Source organism: Methylobacterium sp. UNCCL125 (assembly GCF_900116795.1).
Lineage (GTDB): Bacteria > Pseudomonadota > Alphaproteobacteria > Rhizobiales > Beijerinckiaceae > Methylobacterium > Methylobacterium fujisawaense.
In genome coordinates this window covers 128,938-147,179 of sequence record NZ_FPBW01000002.1, presented here as the reverse complement: position 1 = coordinate 147,179, position 18,242 = coordinate 128,938, and the positions used below count along the sequence as shown (strand labels likewise).

The window sequence follows — 18,242 nt, the reverse complement described above, 5'->3', positions numbered from 1 at the left end:
CGAAACCAGACGGAGGTCGAGCCATGTCCATACCGGCAACCCAATCTACGAACCCGTCAACCGCGAATGTCGCGGCCCGAACGGCCCCGGCCGCGAAGCCGTCGACTCTGAACTACGACACCTTCCTCAGGCTCCTCATGGCGCAGATGAAGAACCAGGATCCCACGGCGCCGATGAAATCGACCGATTACATGGGCCAGCTCGCGACATTCTCGCAGGTTGAGCAGAGCGTGAACATGAATAGCAAGCTCGACGCCTTGCTCACCTCCTCGAGTCTGTCCCAGGCCAGCAATCTCATCGGGCACACCGTCACCTCTGCGGACGGATCGGTCACGGGAACAGTCACGTCCGCGCGGGTGACGAAGGACGGCCTGATCGTACATCTCGATAGCGGCCAGGATGTCCCCTACGAATCCGGACTGACCGTGTCCTAGAACCGTCCCCGGCCTGACGGCAGCCGGTCGGCGGCCGTAATGCCACGGCATGCGCGATCGTTCGACGAGCCGGCATCCGCGTCATCGCAACGTCCGCGGCGATCGCAGTCGACACGCCGGCCTGAACCGCCAGCCGCGGCCCAGCAGGGCGCGGCTTGGACGGGAATCGATGGGGCGCGCGGGCCGCTGCGATCCCGGCAGGCCTCCGATCCGACATCCGCAAGGGCTCGCGGAGGCGATGACGCCGGACCGTCGGCGCAGACCGCACTCACCCCATCAGACCGAGTCGAGCCCGTCTGCCGGCCAGACGGTTTCCGGTGAACGTCCTCCTCTCTCGAATGCCCCTGTGAGAATCCCCGTCCGGCCCCATGAACGAGATCGACGCCCTTGAACTCGTCCGCGCCGCCATCTGGACGATCATCGTCGCCTCGGGGCCGGCGGTCGGGGCCGCCATGGTGGTGGGGATCCTGATCGCCCTGTTCCAGGCGCTGACCCAGATTCAGGAGGTCACCCTCACCTTCGTCCCGAAGATCGTGGTCGTCCTGCTGGTGATGATCGTCAGCGGCTCCTTCGTGGGCGGCCAGATCTACGCCTTCACCGAGATGGTCTACGGCCGGATCGTGACGGGCTTCCGCGCGGTGTCGGAATGAGCGGCGTCGAAGGCGGAGGGGGGTCTGCGCGCGGCATGTCGGACGCGGCGGCGCGCAAGGCGCGCCGCCCGGGCATCGGAGCCGGGTGCGCGGACCGACGCCATGCAGGCGCAAGCTTGATGATCCAGAAGTCCCATCACGACACGAGGGGGTGAGAGCGTGGCATCGGCCGTACAAGCGCTCGCGCCGGACAGACGAATCCGGCGGGATGTCTGGTTCGCGATCGGCATCATCGCGATCCTCGCGATCCTGTTCCTACCCGTTCCGGCCGTGCTGATCGATATCGGGCTGGCGCTCTCCATCGCCATCTCGGTGCTGATCCTCATGGTCGCGCTCTGGATCCACAAACCGCTGGAATTCTCGTCCTTTCCCACGATCCTGCTGATCGCGACGCTGCTGCGTCTGGCCCTCGGGATCGCGACGACGCGGCTGATCCTGTCCAACGGGGATGCGGGCGTCGACGCGGCCGGCCACGTCATCCAGGGCTTCTCGCAGTTCGTGATGAGCGGCGACTTCGTGATCGGGCTCGTGGTGTTCGCCATTCTGATCACGGTCAACTTCCTCGTGATCACCAAGGGCGCCACACGCATCGCGGAGGTCGGCGCACGCTTCACCCTGGACGCGATCCCCGGCAAGCAGATGGCGATCGACGCCGATCTCTCAGCCGGCCTCATCGACGACAAGGAGGCGCAGCGGCGTCGGCGCGAGCTGGAGGAGGAGAGCGCGTTCTTCGGATCCATGGACGGCGCCTCGAAGTTCGTGCGCGGCGAAGCCATCGCCAGCCTGATCGTCATCGCGGTCAACATCTTCGGCGGCATCATCATCGGCGTCACCCGTCACAGCCTGCCGCTGGGCAAGGCCGCCGACGTCTTCACCAAGCTCTCGGTCGGTGACGGACTCGTCTCGCAGATTCCGGCCCTCATCGTGTCCCTGGCCGCGGGCCTTCTCGTGTCCAAGGGGGGGACGCGCGGAACCGCCGAGCAGGCCGTCCTCGGCCAGCTCGGCGCCTATCCGCGGGCGCTGTTCGTCGCCTCGGGTCTGATGCTGGTCTTCGCGATCCTGCCCGGGATGCCGTTCCTGCCCTTCGCCGTCCTGAGCGTCTTGATGGGCACCATCGCCTATCTGATCCCGCGCCGCCTCGCGGAGGCGCAATCGAAGGTCGATGCCGCGGTGAAGGCCAAGGAGCAGCAGCGTCTCCTGGAGCACCAGGAGAGCGAGGCCGTGAAGGACTCGCTGAAAACCGCCGAGATCGAGTTGCGGCTGGGCAAGCACCTCGCGGTGCAGATGCAGGGCGCGCAGAACGAACTGGCCCACCGGGTCGGCCGGATGCGCCGGAAGTTCGCGCAGCAATACGGATTCGTGGTTCCGGACATCAAGCTGGTCGAATCCCTGACGGTCCCGAGCAAGAGCTATGAGATCGCGATCCACGGAACCGTCATCGCCGCCCAGCAGATGCGCCCCGGCGAGACCATGATCGTCGTAGGTGACGGTCCGCTGCCCAGCATCGCCGGCGAGGAGGTGCGCGAGCCGGCCTTCGGCATGCGGGCCGTCTGGGTTCCGGATGCCTACGCCCAGGAGGCCCGGCGCGAGGGCTTCAGTCCGATCGACTGGCACTCCGTGATGCTGACCCATGTCAGCGAGGTGATCCGCAACAACCTGCCCCAGCTCCTTTCCTACAAAGACTTGAGGATGCTGATCGAGCGGCTCGATTCGGAATACAAGCGGCTGGTCGACGACATCTGTCCGTCGCAAATATCGTACTCAGGCCTGCAGGCCGTGCTCAAGCTGCTCCTCGCCGAGCGGGTCTCGATCCGGAACCTGCACCTGATCATCGAGGCCATCGCCGAGATCGTCCCCCATGCCCGCCGGGCGGAGCAGATCGCCGAGCATGTCCGGCTGCGGATCGCGCAGCAGATCTGCGGCGATCTTGCCGAGAACGGCGCCCTCAACGTCCTGCGACTCGGCAGCCGCTGGGATCTCACCTTCCATCAAGGCCTCAAGCGCGACGCCAAGGGCGATGTGGTCGAGGTCGATCTCGATCCGCGGCTGATCGAGCAATTCGGCGTCGAGGCCTCCGAGGCCATCCGCGCCCATTTGAAGACGTCGCACAAATTCGCCCTGGTCACGGCGCCGGAGGTGCGCAGCTACGTGCGGATGATCATCGAGCGCCTGTTTCCGACGGTCCCCGTGCTGTCGCATGTCGAGATCGCCCGCGGCGTTGAGATCAAGTCCCTCGGCACGATCTCCTGACCCCCGATGATCCCGGATACGATCCTCGGCGTCTTCGTGATCTTCTGCCGTGTCGGCGGGTGCCTGCTGGTGGCGCCGGGCCTGTCCAGTGCGCGGGTGGCCCCGCACATCCGCCTGTTCATCGCCCTGACCGTGACCTTGGCGGTGGCCCCCATGCTTCTGCCGAAACTCGGTTTGGGCCTGAGGGGTGCAGGGCCGGCCGACATTCTCTGGTGGGTCGGATGCGAGACGCTCACCGGGCTCGCCATCGGCTTCTTCGGCCGATCCTTCTATTTCGCGCTCGAAACCATGGGCAGCGCCCTGGCGACGATGATCGGTCTGGGAGGCATCCCGGGGAATCCCGTCGCCGAACACGAGGCGGCCTCCCTCGCCGGCTCGCTGATCATGATGGCGGCGACGGTGCTGGTGTTCAGCATGGACCTGCACTGGGAACTGTTCCGCGGATTGGTCGCCTCCTACGACCGCATCCCGGCCGGGAACCCGTTCGGCGCGCGGCCCATGCTGGCCGGCTACGTCGACCGGATCACGGCGGCCTTCGTCATGGCCGTTCGTGTGACGAGCCCGTTCATCATTTACTCCCTGCTGGTCAATCTCGCCCTGGGGCTCGCCAACAAGCTCACACCACAGATTCCGGTGTTCTTCATCGCGACACCGTTCATCCTGTTCGGCGGCCTCCTGCTGCTGATGGTCCTGTCCACGGATCTGCTCGGGCAGTTCGCCCTCGAGTACGGGCATTGGCTGAAGAGAGGCTGACATGCGGACACGCCTGAGCCGGGCGATGCGGCTGCTGCGCCTGCAGGACCGCATGCACCAGCTCGCCGAGCGGGACCTTGCCGCCCTGGACCGCCGGGTTCAGGCGGCCGACATGGCCCAGGCGGATCTGATTCGCGCCCTCAACGAAGCGTCTGCGTTTCACGAGCCGCTGCGCGCCACGGCGGTCGGGCGGCTGAGGCGCCTGGCGGTTGAGGCCCAGGAGCTGCGCGCGGAACGCGACATCTCTGCACTGAGGCTGATGGAACGCTCCACGCAGCACAAGCGGACCGAGCTGTGGGTCGGACGCCTGGAGACCGCCCAGCGCCAGCACGCGGAGAAGCGGGATTGGGCGGAGCGGCTCGACCATCTCGGCCTCACCAAGGAGGCAAGCCTCCGGTCAGCCAAGCCGGTTAACCTGCAGGACGAGCCAAGGTCTCCCGTGGGCCCGGCGGATGTGTCCGGCCTTGACGGCTGGGCTCGTCGCGATCGCAACAATCCGGATACGAGTACGCCGTGAGCGTCCAGCCTCCCTCCGATATCGTCCTCGACGTTGCGCGCGCGGCGGATCCCGCCCGCTATCAGGCCGCGGTCACCAAGCTCACCCAAGGCGCGCCCGGAACCTTCGCGGACGCCCTGGGAACGGCCTCGGGCAACCGGACCGGGTTCGCCGTAGCGCCGCAGCCGAGCGCCGATTCCGTGCTGACGCGGTTCCGCACGGCCGCAACCCTGCCGTCGCCCCGGACGAAGGGAACCCCCGCCCAGCAATTCGAGGCCTTCGTCCTTCAGACCTTCGTCGAATCGATGCTCCCGCAGGGCGCATCGGCGGTCTACGGCAAGGGCAATGCCGGGGCGATCTGGAAGTCGATGCTGGCCGAGCAGCTCGGCGCCCAGCTGGCCAAGGCCGGCGGCATCGGCATCGCCCGGATGATCGAGGCGTCACACCCGGACACCAGAGCCCCGGCCCCCGCGTCCCGGATCCCGGCGGTCTGACGCAACCCCGCTCCGCCCCACCGACACCCCGGACACGGATCATGCTGCTATCATCCCTGGCCCGCCTCGAAGCGACCATCGACGCCGAGACCACCTCTCTGACGGTGCACGACCTGCGGGATCAGGACGATTTCAACCGTCGCAAGAGTCAGAGCCTCGTAGAACTGGCTCGTCTCGGACGGACGATCAGCGCGGACCGGCTGAGCCCGCCCGAGATCGAGGGGCTGGAGCGGGTCCGCGCCAAGCTGCGACGCAACCACGAACTCCTGGGCATCCACTTGCGTGCCATGCAGGAGGTCTCGGATCTCGTCTCCACCATGATCCAGAGCGCGGAATCCGACGGCACCTACTCGGCCGTCCTGCGCTACCAGGAGTGACCGCGTGACTCGCATCGTCATCACCGGATTGTGGATCTGCGCCATCACGGTGCTGTCCAGCTACGCGGTGATCTCCTGGATGCCGGCTTTGCCGAAACCCAAAGCCGAGGAGTATCTGGAGGGGCTGACCTATCAGAAGCTGCGCCCCCTCAACATTCCGATCATCGCGGATGGGAACGTCCAGGGCTACATCCTGGCCACGATCATCTTCACGGCCGACTCGCACCTGATCAAGGGCCTGGGCGTGACCCCGGAGCCGTTCGTGATGGACGAGTCGTTCCGCCAGATCTACAGCGACGGCGACCTCGATTTCCGCAATCTCAAGAAGTACGACATCAACAGGCGCCTGGACGAGATCAAACGACGTGTCAACGAGCGTCTTGGCTCCGAGATCGTCAAGGATGTGATGGTTGAGAACTTCAACTTCATCACCAAGAAGGACATCCGGAGCTGAGGCCCGGCGTCACGGGATTCAGCCGCAAGCCGCGGCGAGGCGGCGGAAGCCGGTGAGGCGGCCGGCGGTTTTCTCGCAGCGTGGGGCCTCCGCCCGTACCGGCATGAAGCGCGCCGGAGCCGCTCGACCCCGCTGCGGCCATGGGCGTTTCACGCGGGGCAGAGGGCGGGCTGTTCGCCGCGCCCGTCTTCGGGCTCGCCGGCCGGGCCGCCGTCCTCCTGATCGGCTTGCGGAGGCCCGGTCCGAAGAACCGCGGCCGCCACCGCACGCCCGGGACTCGATCGATCGAGGGGAGCGCGCGCGGCAGCGCACGACCCTGTCCTGGCGCGATGCGGCGGGCGACGGCACGGCCGCGCGCCTCGGCAGCCGCCTGCATCCGGCTCTTGCGAGCCTACGACGGATCCCGAAGGTCCGTTCGACGCCTCCGTCCCGGGCCGAGGGGGCGCTTCGTCGGGATGCCGCGGGCATCGGCGTCGGGGAGCCGGCCGAACCCACCTGTCAGGACGCCTCGGGCGACCGCAGGGACCCGGGGACGGACCCGGCCCTGCCGGCGCACGATCCTCATTCCGTGAGGCGACGCCGGAGCCCCGCCGCCTCGACGGCGCGCATCAGCCGCGCGATGCCGGCCGAGGCGCCGGCGATGAGAAGGCCGCCGGCCACGCATCGCACGCCCGATAGCGTGTAGCGGAGGCAGGGACCGGGCCGGGCCCGGTGATGCGCGCGCGGATGCGGAACCGGCGCCGGCGGTTCCGCCCATGGGCGATGCACCCCGATATCGTCGATCCGGCCGGCGAGGCCGTGGGGTACGATGTGCAGCCGTCGCTCGCCCCGAAGGCCGAAGATCCGATGCGATGGATCCAGGGCGACCACCACGCTGGGGTCGAAGTGCAGGAACCCTTCGACCGAGAGGGGACGGTCGCCCGTCAGGAACCGGTCGAAGACGGCCATCCCGGCGAGGTCGTTCAGCAGCACGAAGGCCCGGACATGGCGGTAGTCCGGCCCGTGGACGCTCGTCTCGATGAGATGCACGGCGGCCTCGCCGAGGGTGAGGGTCGCCCGGGCCGTTCCGACGCCCGCACCCGGCTCGCGGCCCTCCGGGATGGCGATGTTGTGGGCGCGCGCCGCCGCCGGATGCAGGCCGCGCGGACCGAAGGGCTCGGCCTGCGAGCCGCCCCGTTCCGTGATCCACCGCAGACCGCCCGTGGCGAACGTGAAGGAGGTGCAGTCCCGGTGATCCTGCGGGTGGATCTGCTCGGAGAAATCCGCCGTGAAGGCGGACCAGCCTGCGGCGGCGTCCGTCCGGCGCAGGAGAATGGTTCCGGACGGAATCGGGGCGCCGGGGAGGGGCCATCCGCCGCTCGTCGGCCCCACCGCCGGACCGGTCATCCAGGGGTGACGATGGGCGGCCGCAACGCGCCCCATCCAGCGATACCGGTCCGTATGCCCAGGCGCATCGTCGAAAGGCGGCAGGGCGCCGTCCGGCTCGAGCAGCGCGATCAGCCCGCCCCAGGCCCTCGCGAGGCGGAGGTCGAGGATATCCGCCAGGGGGGCCAGATCCGGCCGGCCCTTCAGGACCGGCATCAGGACCAGGGCGAGCGTGAGGATCTCGAGTCTGCGGTGGTAGGATGGCTCCGTGACCGCCCCCTCTGGATCGATCATCGCCTCGAAGCCGCTGCGCAGGGCGATCATCGCGAGGTCAGTCCAGTGCCGCGCCATCGGAAAGGCCGGCAGGGTGACGCCGGCCGCCATCAGGGACGCCGCCACCTGCGCCTCCAGCAACGACCCCGCCACCGTGTGCTGGGCCAAGATCTCCGCCAGGGCCGCGGCATGCCGGACGATCTCGGCACCCAGACGCTCGACGGCAGAACGGTCCGCCGCATCGCCATCCCGCATCGCAGCGCCCAGCAGGCACAGCATCGCCTCCAGGCGCATCGCCATGCAGGCGGGATGCAGGCTCAGCGTGTCGGCCGGCCGGCCCCAGGGATTCGCGCGGGACCAGGCCAGGGCGACAGCGACCGCCCGGTCCCGAACCGCGCGCTCAGGATTTCCAGCGGCCGCACAGGTCCAGGAGAGGGACTGGAACGCAAGGCGCCACGCATGCGACCGGAACGGATCGCTCCCCCAGTCCGGCACCTCCGGGAGCGCCCAGGCCGGGCAAGACGCGAGACTGACGGAACCGTCAGCCCAGGCCGCGGCGTCCGGCCCGTCCCGCAGGAGCGCGACGCTGCGCAACGGCGACGGCGCTTCCTCCAGAAGGGCGGGGTCGAGATAGGGCAGGATCGACCCCGCGGCGGCGCCCTGGGTTGGCCGCGGGGCGCCGAGGCGGCCGAGCAGATGCGCCAGGACGGCTTCGGCGTCCGGGCCGGCTTCCTCCGCAAGATTGGCCAAGCGCAACTCGTCGTCCAGGAACACGTCCGGTGCGGCGGCCAGTGCAAGGCGCGCATCCGGATCCCAGGTGGCGAAGCCGATCTCCACCGTCGCCGCCTGGGGGGGCGGCGAGACCTTCAGGGTGAAGCGGTAGGCCTCCCGGTGGACCGGGATGTCGAGGAAGGCGGGGATCGACAGGGTGGCCAGGGTACCGGGGTAGGGCGGCGGGATCGGGTTGCCCCGCGCGTCGCGGAAGGACACCTGAGCCAGGGCACCGTCCGACTGGCCCTGCGCGATGACCTGCCCCTTGAACACGAGGGCACGCCCGGGAACCAGCCCGTGCCGCAACCAGGCGGGCCGGGGACCGAGGACGATCCGGCTGTCCTGGCCGAACCAGCCCCGCGCCGATTCGGGGCCCCCGTCCTCAGGGTGGGCCGCGTCCGGAACGGCCTGCCGGATCTCCGGCTGCACGATCCGGAACGGGTGCGTGTTGCGCCAGCTCCTGATGGTCACGCCGACTTGGGAGGCGGGCGCCGGGAGATAGAAGCGGCAGCGGATGGGAGCGCCGATCGACCCCGCGCCGCCCTCCGACATCGGTCCGGCGATCCAGTCTCCGTGCGCGTCGATCGAGGTCCGCGCCAATCCCGGGATGCGGCCGAAATCGATCTCGGACTGATCCTGCGCGCGGAATGCGACACCGATCGCCGCGAAGTCCCGGACGCCCGGACATCCCTCGGCAGCAGCGCAGATCATGTATGCGTTGAACTCATACCAGCGGTCGCCGATCAAACGCTCGAACGCGAAGACGACCCGCGACCAGCGATTCCTGTTGCCAACCGCATGGCTCGCATCGGGCGCCTGTGCAGCGCCCGCGTCCGGTCGCGCCGAGTCGGGCGTGAAGGTGTGTCGTTCGGACATCGGCTCAGGCAGATCTCGCAGGATCGAAGCGTCGCTGGGCGCGTGCGATCATCTTGGCGGATCCCGCAATATGGGACGCACCATTCCGCAAACGCCATAAAATTCGATAAACTTTGCGATGATTCCTTTATTCTTGGATATCGCGCCTCAATTTTCGCTACAATTCTCTACGAATTTTCTTTGATAGAATCTCATAACAAGATGTTGACGCTGTCTCACGTTTGATCCATTGAGAAAATCAGGGAATCAAAGACGAAGAAAAGACAATTTTTGATCTTTCACGCAAGAATGTCGACGGAGACTTATGGCAATGTACGTCATTGTCGATGAGCGGCCGATGGTTACCGATGGTTACGTGGCCAACTTCAATCGCGAGGGCGTGACATCGGTTGGATTAGTGGCCGATGATTTTGAAGGCTGGATTCAGTCCGCCCCCGAGACGGATCTGGACGCCGTCCAGGGCTTCCTCCTGGGCAATTGTGAGCAGCGGCCCGATCTGCCGGAGATGATTCAGAAGCGGTCCCGCGCACCCATCATCGCGATGATCGAGACCCGCTGCCTGACCGAGACGCTGGATCTGTTCAGGGCCGGCATCGACGACGTCGTCCGCAAACCGGTCCATGTCCGCGAGATCCTCGCCCGGACCGAGGCCGTATGGCGGCGCTCGCAGCGCGAGAGGGCCAGCGACAGCGTCGTGGCGGACCGGACCGCGCGGCTGAGGGTGTACTTCGACGGCCGCGACCCCGACGTCGATGGGGAAAAAATGCCCCTGCCGCGCCGCGAACGCCAGATCCTCGAATTTCTGGTCCGCAATCGCGGGCGCCGGATGACCAAGGAGCAGGTGTTCAATGCGGTCTACGGCGCCTTCACGAGCGACGTGGACGAAAGCGTGATCGAGGGTCACATCAGTAAACTTCGCAAGAAACTTCGGCAAAAGCTGAGTTTCGATCCTATCGAAGTTCGGCGTTATCTCGGGTACGCCTTTGTAAATTGACCTCTCTATCCGAGTTCTGCGGGAATCCGCTCATCACAAGGGCCGGTCTCCTGGCCGGCCCGTCGCGGACAGGCGGCCGGACGTCCATCGTCCGGTGGCCCGCATGTCCGGCATGAGAAGCAGCGCGGAGATGATCCGGCCGCAGCCTGGGCGTGCCGGACGCCGGCTCCGCGCCTCCCAGACCGCACGGGGATCAACCCGCGGAACGGCCGGACCGGACACGCGCCCCCCCGAGAGCGCGGCGGGAGGCCGCCACAAGCTTCGGACAAGACAGATCGAGGAAAGATCCGCCTGCAGAACAATGTTTCGCCGTACAACGAACGTTGCGGCCCAGGATACGCCCTTCGCCAGCGGGATTTTCCCGCCTCCTGACTTATCCCGTCAGAAAGCCGACAGGTCATGAACCCGATCTTTCTGTTCAACATCGCATCCCGTCAGCTGCAACATCTTGCGGCACGCCAAGCCGTGATCGCTGGCAATATCGCGAATGCCAACACGCCTGGCTATCGCGCCCGGGACCTGACCCCGTTCCGGGACCTGATGGACAAGACGGCTCTGACGATGGCGGCGACCCATACGGGCCACCTTGAGGTCAACGGTGCCGGCACGCGACCGGCGCGCGCGACGTCATCGGCCGGCTGGGACGTCGTCCATTCCGGCAACTCGGTCAGCATCGAGGAACAGATGATGAAGTCCGGCGAAGTCAGCCGCGACCAAGCCCTCAACAGCGGCGTGGTGAAGGCGTTCAACCGGATGCTGGCCCTGAGCGTGAAGGCCGGCCAATGATCGATCCGCTCGCCGCCTCATCGCGGATCGCCGGCTCCGGCATGGAAGCGCAGTCCGAGCGCATGCGCGTCATCTCGGAGAACATCGCGAACGCGCAATCCACGGGCCTCACCGCGGGAGCCGATCCCTATACGCGCAAGACGATCACGTTCCGGACGGCCCTCGACCGGGCCTCTGGGACGGCGGCCGTCGCGGTCCGACAGGTCGGGCAGGACACGGCGCCGTTCCGGGTCGAGTACGATCCCGGGAACCCGGCGGCAGACGCGAACGGGAACGTCAAGCTGCCGAACGTGAACATGCTGATTGAGATGGCCGACATGGGGGAGGCCAACCGCTCCTACGAGGCCAACCTTCAGATGATCAAGCAGACCCGCTCGATGATCGCCAGCATCATCGAACTCCTGAGGCCGTGATGATCCAGTCCCTCGCCGCCTTCACAAGCGTCACCGACACGAACGCCGTCTTCGGCGCGGCCGACCTCGGCCTCACGACGCCCGGGATCCGGCAGGCGGCCCCTGCGGGACCCGCATCGAATTTCGGCGACCTCCTGACCCAGATCGCGGGTCAGATGCGCGACACGGTGAAGACCGGCGAGGCGGCCGCCATCTCCGGGATTCAGGGCAAGACATCCACCCAGGCCGTGGTGGAGGCGGTGATGTCCGCCGAGCAGACCCTCCAGACGGCGGTCGCCATCCGGGACAAGGTCGTCGCCGCCTACCTGGAAATCGTCCGCATGGCGATCTGACGCGTCCGCCCGCCACGACGGCGCCGCCCCGGGGCGGCGCTCGGCCCCTACCCGAACACCGTCACCCATTCCTCCCGCGCAAGGATCCGGTCATGAGAGCGCTCGCCATCGCGGCCACGGGCATGAATGCCCAGCAATTGAACGTGGAAGTCATCGCCAACAACATCGCGAACCTGAACACGACAGCGTTCAAGGCGGCCCGCGCGGAATTCAAGGACCTCATCTATCAGGCCGAACGGCCGGCGGGCGTCCCGATCCAGGCCGGCGAGTCGGCGATCCCCGAAGGCGCCATGCTCGGCCTCGGCGTGCGCAACACCGCGATCCGGAACCTGCACCGGCAGGGCCCGCTCAACAACACGACCAATCCCCTCGATCTCGCGCTCAACGGCCGGGGCTGGTTCCAGGTGACGATGCCCAACGGCGAGATCAACTACACCCGCGCCGGCTCCTTCAACAAGAACGCCGACGGGCGCCTGGTCACCGCGGAGGGCTACAGCGTCGATCCGGCGATCATCATCCCGCAGAACGCCGTCGACGTGGTGATCAACGAGACCGGCCAAGTGATGGTCAAGGTCGACGGACAGCAATTGCCGCAGACGATCGGCCAGCTCCAGATCGCCAACTTCACCAACGATGCCGGGCTCGAGCCCCTGGGCAACGGCCTGTACCGCGAGACCGCTGCCTCGGGACTTCCGGTCACCGGATTCGCCGGCGATCCCGGCTTCGGCAAGATCCACCAGGGCTATCTGGAGACCTCCAACGTCGACCCGGTCCGGGAGATCACCAGTCTGATCTCGGCGCAGCGGGCCTTCGAGATGAACTCGAAGGTGATCCAGGCCGCGGACGAGATGGCCGGCACGATCTCGAAGGGCATCCGCTAAAACCATGGCCCATGCAGCTCGCCCCGTCGGGATCGTGGCACGGATAGCGCTGGGCGCGGCCTGCACGCTCGGCCTCGCGTCCGTGCCGGCCGTCGCCGCGGAACAGGTCCTGCCGGTGCCGGTCGCCACGATCTACGCGGGCGACGTGATCAAGCCGACGATGCTGCGCGAGCAGGCCTATCCGGAAAGCTACCGGCCGCGTCTGCCGGTCGTCGACTCGGTGGCGCATGCGGTCGGACGGATCGCCCGGCGGACCCTCCTGCCCGGCGAGACGATCCCGTCGACCGCCCTCGAAGAGGCAAAGCTCGTGACCCGGGGCACCCCGACCGTGATCGTCTTCGAGGAGCACGGGGTGGTGATCACCACCGTCGGCCAGGCCCTGGCGAACGCCGCCGTGAACGAGGCGGTCAGCGTGCGGAACTTGGCGACGGGACGGGTCGTCCAGGGCATCGTCCAGCCCGATGGCCACGTCCGGACGGGGCAGCCGTGATGCGCCGGCTGCTGTCCCTTCTCCTGACCGCCCTCGCTCTCTGGCCGGCGCCTGCAGCGGCGACGCGGATCAAGGACATCGCGTCGCTCCAGGGCGTGCGCGACAATCAGATCGTCGGCTACGGGCTCGTCACCGGCCTGCAGAGCACCGGCGATACCCTGCGCAACGCGCAGTTCACGGAACAATCCCTGCAATCGATGCTCGATCGCCTGGGCATCAACGTGCGCGACCAGCGGCTGCGAACCCGCAACGTCGCGGCGGTCATGGTCACCGCCAACCTTCCGGCCTACGTGGAGCCGGGCTCGCGCGTCGACGTCTCCGTGAACTCCATGGGCGACGCCACCTCCCTGCGCGGCGGCACCCTGCTGATGACACCGCTCTCGGGCGGAGACGGGCAAGTCTATGCGGTCGCCCAGGGCGCCCTCGTCGTCTCCGGGTTCAGCGCCACCGGGCAGGCGGAGTCCCTGGTCTCCGGGGTGGCGACGGCCGCCCGGATCCCCAACGGCGCGCTGGTGGAGCGCGCCGTCGCCGGCACGTTCAACGAGTTGCCGGGCATGGCGCTCGAACTGAAGAACCCGGATTTCCGCACGGCCGTCCTGATCTCCGACGCCATCAACGCCTACACGCTCCAGAAGTACGGGAAGCGTGCTGCGAGCCCGCGCGACTACCGAACCGTCGTCCTGTCCCGGCCCGGCCATGTGGGTCGGACCCGATTCATGGCCGAGATCGGCGAATTGCAGGTCCAGCCGGATATTCCCGCGAAGGTGGTGATCGACCAGCGGACCGGCACCGTCGTGATCGGCCGGAACGTCCAGGTCTCCACCGTGGCGGTGACGCACGGCGACCTCACCGTGCGCATCACCGAGACCCCGCAGGTGTCCCAGCCCGCTCCGTTCTCCGACGGGCAGACGACCGTCGTGCCGCGGACCGACATCGAGGCGGGCGAGCGGATGGCACGCCTCGCGATCGTCTCGGGGCCCGACCTGCAGACCCTGATCCGGGGCCTGAACAATGTCGGGATGAAGCCGACGGACGTGATCGCCATCCTCCAGGCCGTGAAGACGGCGGGGGCCCTTCAGGCGGAGCTGGTGATCCAATGACCGGTCCAATCCGCATGCGCCGCATCGGCCTGGACTCCGTACGGAGCTGGCGCGGCCTTTTCCTGACCTCAGCCGTCGCGCTGTCGGCAACGCAGGCGGCCGCCCAGCAGAAGCCGGGCGAGCCGGGCAAGACTGAGGAGTCCCGTCCCGCGCAGTACTGCGCCGGCATCGCGAACGCCGCCGCCGATGCCCGCTTCGCTTGGCAGAAGGAGGCGCTCACCGCGCTGTCCAAGGATATCGAGAACCGGATCAGCCAGCTCGAGGCCAAGCGTGCCGAGTACGAGGAATGGCTGAAGCGCCGGCAAGCCTTCCTCGCCAAGGCGGACGAGAGCGTCACGGCGATCTACGCCCGGATGCGGCCCGAGGCAGCGGCACAGCAGCTGACTGCCATGGACAGCGAGGCGGCAGCCGCGATCCTGACTCGGCTCGACGCGCGCATCGCCAGCGCGATCCTGAACGAGATGGAACCGGGTCGGGCCGCGCGCCTGGCCAACGTCATCATGAACACCCCGCCGAAGAAGCCGACGCCCCAGAGGCCCGGCGAGGCCGTCAAGGCGCAGCCCCAGCCGCGTATGGACGAGGGGGACCGCCATCCGCAGGACAGCGAGACATCAGGATGAAGCGCTTGGCCGCCATCGCGGCGCTCACGGCCCTCGGGGCTTGCGCGACGCCCATCCAAGAGATCGGCCGCGCGCCGGCCCTGAGCCCGGTGGGCCTCGGCATCGATCCGAACCACGACAGCGTGCCGCCGCTCTACGTGGCGACGCAGGGTCAGGGGTACCATTCGACCTGGGCTCAGCAGAGCGCGGACCTGTTTCAGGATCCGCGCGCCAAGAATGTCGGCGACGTGCTGACCGTTCTCATCGCGATGAACGACAAGGCCCAGTTCGACAATGCCACCGACCGGTCGCGCGATTCGCGCGCCAAGTCGAGCCTGGATCTCCAGTTCGACCTGTTCGGTCTCACGCCGGAGTCGAAGAACCATTACGAGGTCAATGGCAATTCCTCGACGAAGGGGCAGGGCACCATCGACCGCAAAGAGCAGCTCCGGCTCTCCGTGGCGGCCGTCGTCACGCATCTGTTTCCCAACGGCAACCTGCTGATCAGCGGCTCGCAGGAAGTGCGGGTCAATTACGAGGTCCGTGTCCTGAACATCGCCGGCATTGTCCGTCCGCGCGACATCTCGCGCCGGAACACGATCGACTACGACAAGATCGCGGAGGCGCGCGTCTCCTACGGCGGTCGGGGGCGCCTGATGGAGGTGCAGCAGCCCGCCGTCGTCCAGCAGGTCTACGACCTGGCCACGCCGTTCTGAACCCGAGGCTGGCGAGATCCATGGCTTCCGATTCCGCATCCCGCCGCTCCAAGCTCCGCTGGCTGCTCCTCCTCGCGATGCTCACGGTCCTGGCGGTCGGGGTCGGGGGAGCGAGCGGCCTCTACATGGCCACACGGATCGAGAAGGCCGTCGACGAGCGGAAGAAGGCTGAGGAGGAGCGCGTCCAGCGGGTGGCCCCCTACGATGCGAACGCGACTGTCGCGAGTCTCGGCACCGTGGTGACGAACCTCGCCGGCCCCGGCGATGTCTGGGTCCGTCTGGAATCGTCCATCGTCGTCAAGGGTGGGGCCCTCGGCAACCCCAAGGCGATCGCCGCGGAGATCCGCCAGGACATCGTCGGCTACCTGCGCACCCTGACCGTCGCGCAGATCGAGGGACCGAGCGGCCTGAGCCACTTGCGCGAGGATCTGACCGAACGCGTCCAGATCCGAAGCAATGGCCAAGTCCAAGACTTCTTCATCGAAACACTCGTCGTCCAGTAGGGCGCTCCGTCGGCCACCTCTTCGACCCCGGCCGACAATCATCAGGATCAGTCACACCATGCTGCGTCGCGTCTGGATCGCGAGCTCGCTCCTCCTTGTCGCCACGGCGGCGCACGCGCAGAATTTCAGCCTCGACCAGGTTCTGCCCCCAGGAAACGGCTCGATCAGCGGGCGGATGATCCAGCTCATCGCGCTGATGACCGTCCTGTCGATCGCGCCGGGTCTCCTTGTCATGGTGACGAGCTTCACCCGATTCGTCGTCGCACTCTCGTTCCTCCGCTCGGGGCTGGGCCTCCAGAGCGCCCCGGCGAATCTCGTGCTGATCAGCCTGTCGCTGTTCATGACCTTCTATGTCATGGGGCCGACCTTCGATCGTGCCTGGCAGGACGGCGTCCGCCCGCTCACCGAGAACAGGATCAGCGAGGAGGAAGCCTTCGCCAAGGTGACCGCGCCGTTCCGGGACTTCATGCTGGCCCATGTCCGACCGAAGGATCTCGACACCTTCGCGGAGATGGCCGCGGCCAATGCGTCCAAGGCGCCGGATGGCGGCAGATCCGACCTGAGGATCCTGATCCCGGCCTTCATGATCTCCGAGCTGCGGCGCGGTTTCGAGATCGGCTTCCTGATCGCGCTTCCCTTCCTCGTCATCGACATGGTCATCGCGGTGCTGGTCATGTCCATGGGTATGATGATGCTGCCGCCGACGGTGATTTCGCTGCCTTTCAAGATCCTGTTCTTCGTACTGATCGACGGATGGAACATGCTGATCAGCGGTCTTGTGAAATCGTACTTCTAATCAGACCCGAAACAATTCTAAGGTCGAGTCGTCATAAATTTTTCCACGACGGATCGATTTTGACGTTGACTTGAGAAGACAGCCAGTCCATCACATCCAGGCTGCAAATGGATCGGTCGGACGCAAAGTTTACGATCCGCTCTGTACAGCATTGATAGCAGGTTGAGATCTGGACCGGATGGTCGATCTCAAAGGCATGAAGCCGCCCTGCTATGCCGGCGAGAATCCGGCATGTCCCAGAAACAACGTCTTCCAAGGGACATCGTTATGTCGAGCCTGTTTACGAACAACGCCGCGATGACGGCGCAGCTGACGCTGAAGCTCATCGGCCAGAACCTGGACAAGACCAACGACGTCATCTCGACGGGCCTGAAGATCGCTGGCGCCTCGGACAACGCCGCCTACTGGGCGATCGCCACGCAGATCCGCCAGGACAACGCCTCGCTCGGCGCCGTGAAGGACTCGATCGGCCAGGGCCTGGGCGTCGTCAACATCACGTACCAGGCCCTCAACACGATGGTCGACGAGCTCAAGGAGGTCAAAAGGAAGCTGACCACGGCGTCGGGCGTCGGCGTCGACCGCATGCTGATCCAGGACGATCTCAACGCGACCCTCTCCCGCTTCCGCGCCTATGCTGCGGATGCGTCGCAGGCCGGCGAAGCCTGGCTGTCGGTCGACTCGAGCCAGCCCACCTACTCGCCGATCCGGAAGGTCGTCTCGGGCTTCACCCGGGTGCTGGGCCAGCCGATCCTGACGACGACCGACATCGACACGAACAGGCTCAAGCTGTACGATAAGAGCACGGCCAACGGGACCGCCGGCACGAGCGCCTCGACCACGCCGCTGGCGGCCTGGACGACGGCGCAAGCCACGTACGACGCCGCCTACGCGGCCTACACCAGCAGCGGCAAGACCACCGCGGACGTGACCGCCTACACGACCGCGAAGGGCGCTTACGATACCGCCAAGGCGAAATTCGAGGGCGATCGGACGACGGAGAACGGAAAAGCCAAGGTGGGCAAGGATGGCACCGGCGGCATCCTCAACAAGGAATACTCCGTGCTCGGCGCGGACAACAACGGCTTCCTCAAGGCCTACAACCTGAAATTCGACACGATGGACATCTCGACGGTCCTTCCGAACGACCTGTCGAAGATCAACGCCTACATCTCGATGGTCGACCGGATCTCCTCCGCGATGACCGAAGTGGCGGCCAACCTCGGTGCGCTCAAGTCGCAGATGCAGTCGTTCCAGAACTACACGGAAGTGCTGTCCAAGGCCAACGACACCTCCATCGGCATCCTGGTGGACGGCAACATGGAAGAAGAGTCGACGAAGCTGAAGGCCCTTCAGGTCCAGCAGCAGCTCGGTATCCAGTCGCTCACGATCGCCAACCAGAACACGCAGCAGATCCTCAGCCTGTTCCGGAACTGATCCGG

General features: G+C 66.8%; 21 protein-coding genes. 20 read left to right on the top strand and 1 reads right to left on the bottom strand.

Annotated elements, in window-relative coordinates; all coding sequences use genetic code 11:
- Nucleotides 1–23 precede the first annotated feature (23 nt).
- The 8 genes from flgD (at nucleotide 24) to BM396_RS00600 (ending at nucleotide 5,908) form a co-directional block, all read left to right on the top strand.
- Nucleotides 24–434: a flagellar hook assembly protein FlgD gene (flgD, locus tag BM396_RS00635; RefSeq protein WP_043379601.1), complete on the top strand. Its 411-nt coding sequence runs from the start codon at nucleotides 24–26 to the stop codon at nucleotides 432–434.
- Nucleotides 435–802: 368 nt separating this feature from the next.
- Entirely contained in the window at nucleotides 803–1,084 is a 282-nt protein-coding gene (gene fliQ / locus BM396_RS00630; RefSeq protein WP_043348590.1) for a flagellar biosynthesis protein FliQ, read from the top strand.
- A gap of 159 nt (nucleotides 1,085–1,243) precedes the next feature.
- Nucleotides 1,244–3,334, top strand: coding sequence for a flagellar biosynthesis protein FlhA (flhA, locus tag BM396_RS00625; RefSeq protein WP_043379603.1), 2,091 nt, complete (start codon nucleotides 1,244–1,246; stop codon nucleotides 3,332–3,334).
- Between the two features lie 6 nt (nucleotides 3,335–3,340).
- Nucleotides 3,341–4,087 carry a flagellar biosynthesis protein FliR gene (gene fliR / locus BM396_RS00620; RefSeq protein ID WP_043379606.1) on the top strand — a complete coding sequence of 249 codons (747 nt, stop codon included), beginning with the start codon at nucleotides 3,341–3,343 and terminating at the stop codon, nucleotides 4,085–4,087.
- A 25-nt stretch (nucleotides 4,088–4,112) separates the two neighbouring features.
- Complete coding sequence (locus BM396_RS00615; protein WP_139239438.1) at nucleotides 4,113–4,604, top strand: hypothetical protein; 492 nt, start codon at nucleotides 4,113–4,115, stop codon at nucleotides 4,602–4,604.
- Entirely contained in the window at nucleotides 4,601–5,077 is a 477-nt protein-coding gene (locus BM396_RS00610; protein WP_043357241.1) for a rod-binding protein, read from the top strand. Before BM396_RS00615 ends, BM396_RS00610 begins: the two co-directional genes overlap by 4 nt.
- A 41-nt stretch (nucleotides 5,078–5,118) precedes the next feature.
- Complete coding sequence (locus BM396_RS00605) at nucleotides 5,119–5,454, top strand: hypothetical protein (RefSeq protein ID WP_043357243.1); 336 nt, start codon at nucleotides 5,119–5,121, stop codon at nucleotides 5,452–5,454.
- A gap of 4 nt (nucleotides 5,455–5,458) precedes the next feature.
- The gene (locus BM396_RS00600; protein WP_043357244.1) at nucleotides 5,459–5,908 is read left to right on the top strand and encodes a hypothetical protein; all 450 of its coding nucleotides are present in this window, start codon (nucleotides 5,459–5,461) and stop codon (nucleotides 5,906–5,908) included.
- A 561-nt stretch (nucleotides 5,909–6,469) separates the two neighbouring features.
- On the opposite strand, the gene BM396_RS00595 is transcribed toward BM396_RS00600, so the two are convergent.
- Nucleotides 6,470–9,193 (bottom strand): hypothetical protein, encoded by a 2,724-nt coding sequence (locus BM396_RS00595; protein ID WP_051975943.1) that lies wholly within the window; start codon nucleotides 9,191–9,193, stop codon nucleotides 6,470–6,472.
- A gap of 310 nt (nucleotides 9,194–9,503) precedes the next feature.
- Between BM396_RS00595 and BM396_RS00590 the strand changes: the two genes are divergently transcribed.
- From BM396_RS00590 to BM396_RS00535, 12 genes are all read left to right on the top strand, one after another.
- A complete protein-coding gene (locus BM396_RS00590) occupies nucleotides 9,504–10,187 on the top strand; it encodes a response regulator transcription factor (protein WP_043357246.1) in 684 nt (227 codons plus the stop codon).
- Nucleotides 10,188–10,586: 399 nt separating this feature from the next.
- Nucleotides 10,587–10,973 carry a flagellar basal body rod protein FlgB gene (gene flgB, locus BM396_RS00585; RefSeq protein WP_043379611.1) on the top strand — a complete coding sequence of 129 codons (387 nt, stop codon included), beginning with the start codon at nucleotides 10,587–10,589 and terminating at the stop codon, nucleotides 10,971–10,973.
- The gene (gene flgC, locus BM396_RS00580) at nucleotides 10,970–11,386 is read left to right on the top strand and encodes a flagellar basal body rod protein FlgC (protein ID WP_043379613.1); all 417 of its coding nucleotides are present in this window, start codon (nucleotides 10,970–10,972) and stop codon (nucleotides 11,384–11,386) included. The genes flgB and flgC overlap by 4 nt, the downstream gene beginning before the upstream one ends.
- On the top strand, nucleotides 11,386–11,718 hold the full coding sequence (locus tag BM396_RS00575; RefSeq protein WP_043379615.1) for a flagellar hook-basal body complex protein FliE: 333 nt from the start codon (nucleotides 11,386–11,388) through the stop codon (nucleotides 11,716–11,718). The genes flgC and BM396_RS00575 overlap by 1 nt, the downstream gene beginning before the upstream one ends.
- Before the next feature lie 92 nt (nucleotides 11,719–11,810).
- Nucleotides 11,811–12,599, top strand: a complete 789-nt coding sequence (flgG, locus tag BM396_RS00570) for a flagellar basal-body rod protein FlgG (RefSeq protein ID WP_043357253.1) — start codon at nucleotides 11,811–11,813, stop codon at nucleotides 12,597–12,599.
- 4 nt (nucleotides 12,600–12,603) lie between these two features.
- The gene (flgA, locus tag BM396_RS00565; RefSeq protein WP_043379616.1) at nucleotides 12,604–13,089 is read left to right on the top strand and encodes a flagellar basal body P-ring formation chaperone FlgA; all 486 of its coding nucleotides are present in this window, start codon (nucleotides 12,604–12,606) and stop codon (nucleotides 13,087–13,089) included.
- A complete protein-coding gene (gene flgI, locus BM396_RS00560) occupies nucleotides 13,089–14,189 on the top strand; it encodes a flagellar basal body P-ring protein FlgI (RefSeq protein WP_043357256.1) in 1,101 nt (366 codons plus the stop codon). The genes flgA and flgI overlap by 1 nt, the downstream gene beginning before the upstream one ends.
- Nucleotides 14,190–14,203: 14 nt before the next feature.
- Nucleotides 14,204–14,809, top strand: a complete 606-nt coding sequence (locus BM396_RS00555) for a MotE family protein (RefSeq protein WP_051975944.1) — start codon at nucleotides 14,204–14,206, stop codon at nucleotides 14,807–14,809.
- The gene (flgH, locus tag BM396_RS00550) at nucleotides 14,806–15,504 is read left to right on the top strand and encodes a flagellar basal body L-ring protein FlgH (protein ID WP_043357258.1); all 699 of its coding nucleotides are present in this window, start codon (nucleotides 14,806–14,808) and stop codon (nucleotides 15,502–15,504) included. The genes BM396_RS00555 and flgH overlap by 4 nt, the downstream gene beginning before the upstream one ends.
- A gap of 20 nt (nucleotides 15,505–15,524) precedes the next feature.
- Nucleotides 15,525–16,007: a flagellar basal body-associated FliL family protein gene (locus BM396_RS00545; RefSeq protein ID WP_043357260.1), complete on the top strand. Its 483-nt coding sequence runs from the start codon at nucleotides 15,525–15,527 to the stop codon at nucleotides 16,005–16,007.
- A 58-nt stretch (nucleotides 16,008–16,065) separates the two neighbouring features.
- Nucleotides 16,066–16,803 (top strand): flagellar type III secretion system pore protein FliP, encoded by a 738-nt coding sequence (gene fliP / locus BM396_RS00540; protein WP_043357262.1) that lies wholly within the window; start codon nucleotides 16,066–16,068, stop codon nucleotides 16,801–16,803.
- Between the two features lie 267 nt (nucleotides 16,804–17,070).
- Nucleotides 17,071–18,237 (top strand): flagellin N-terminal helical domain-containing protein, encoded by a 1,167-nt coding sequence (locus BM396_RS00535; RefSeq protein ID WP_043357264.1) that lies wholly within the window; start codon nucleotides 17,071–17,073, stop codon nucleotides 18,235–18,237.
- The last annotated feature ends 5 nt before the right edge of the window (nucleotides 18,238–18,242 follow it).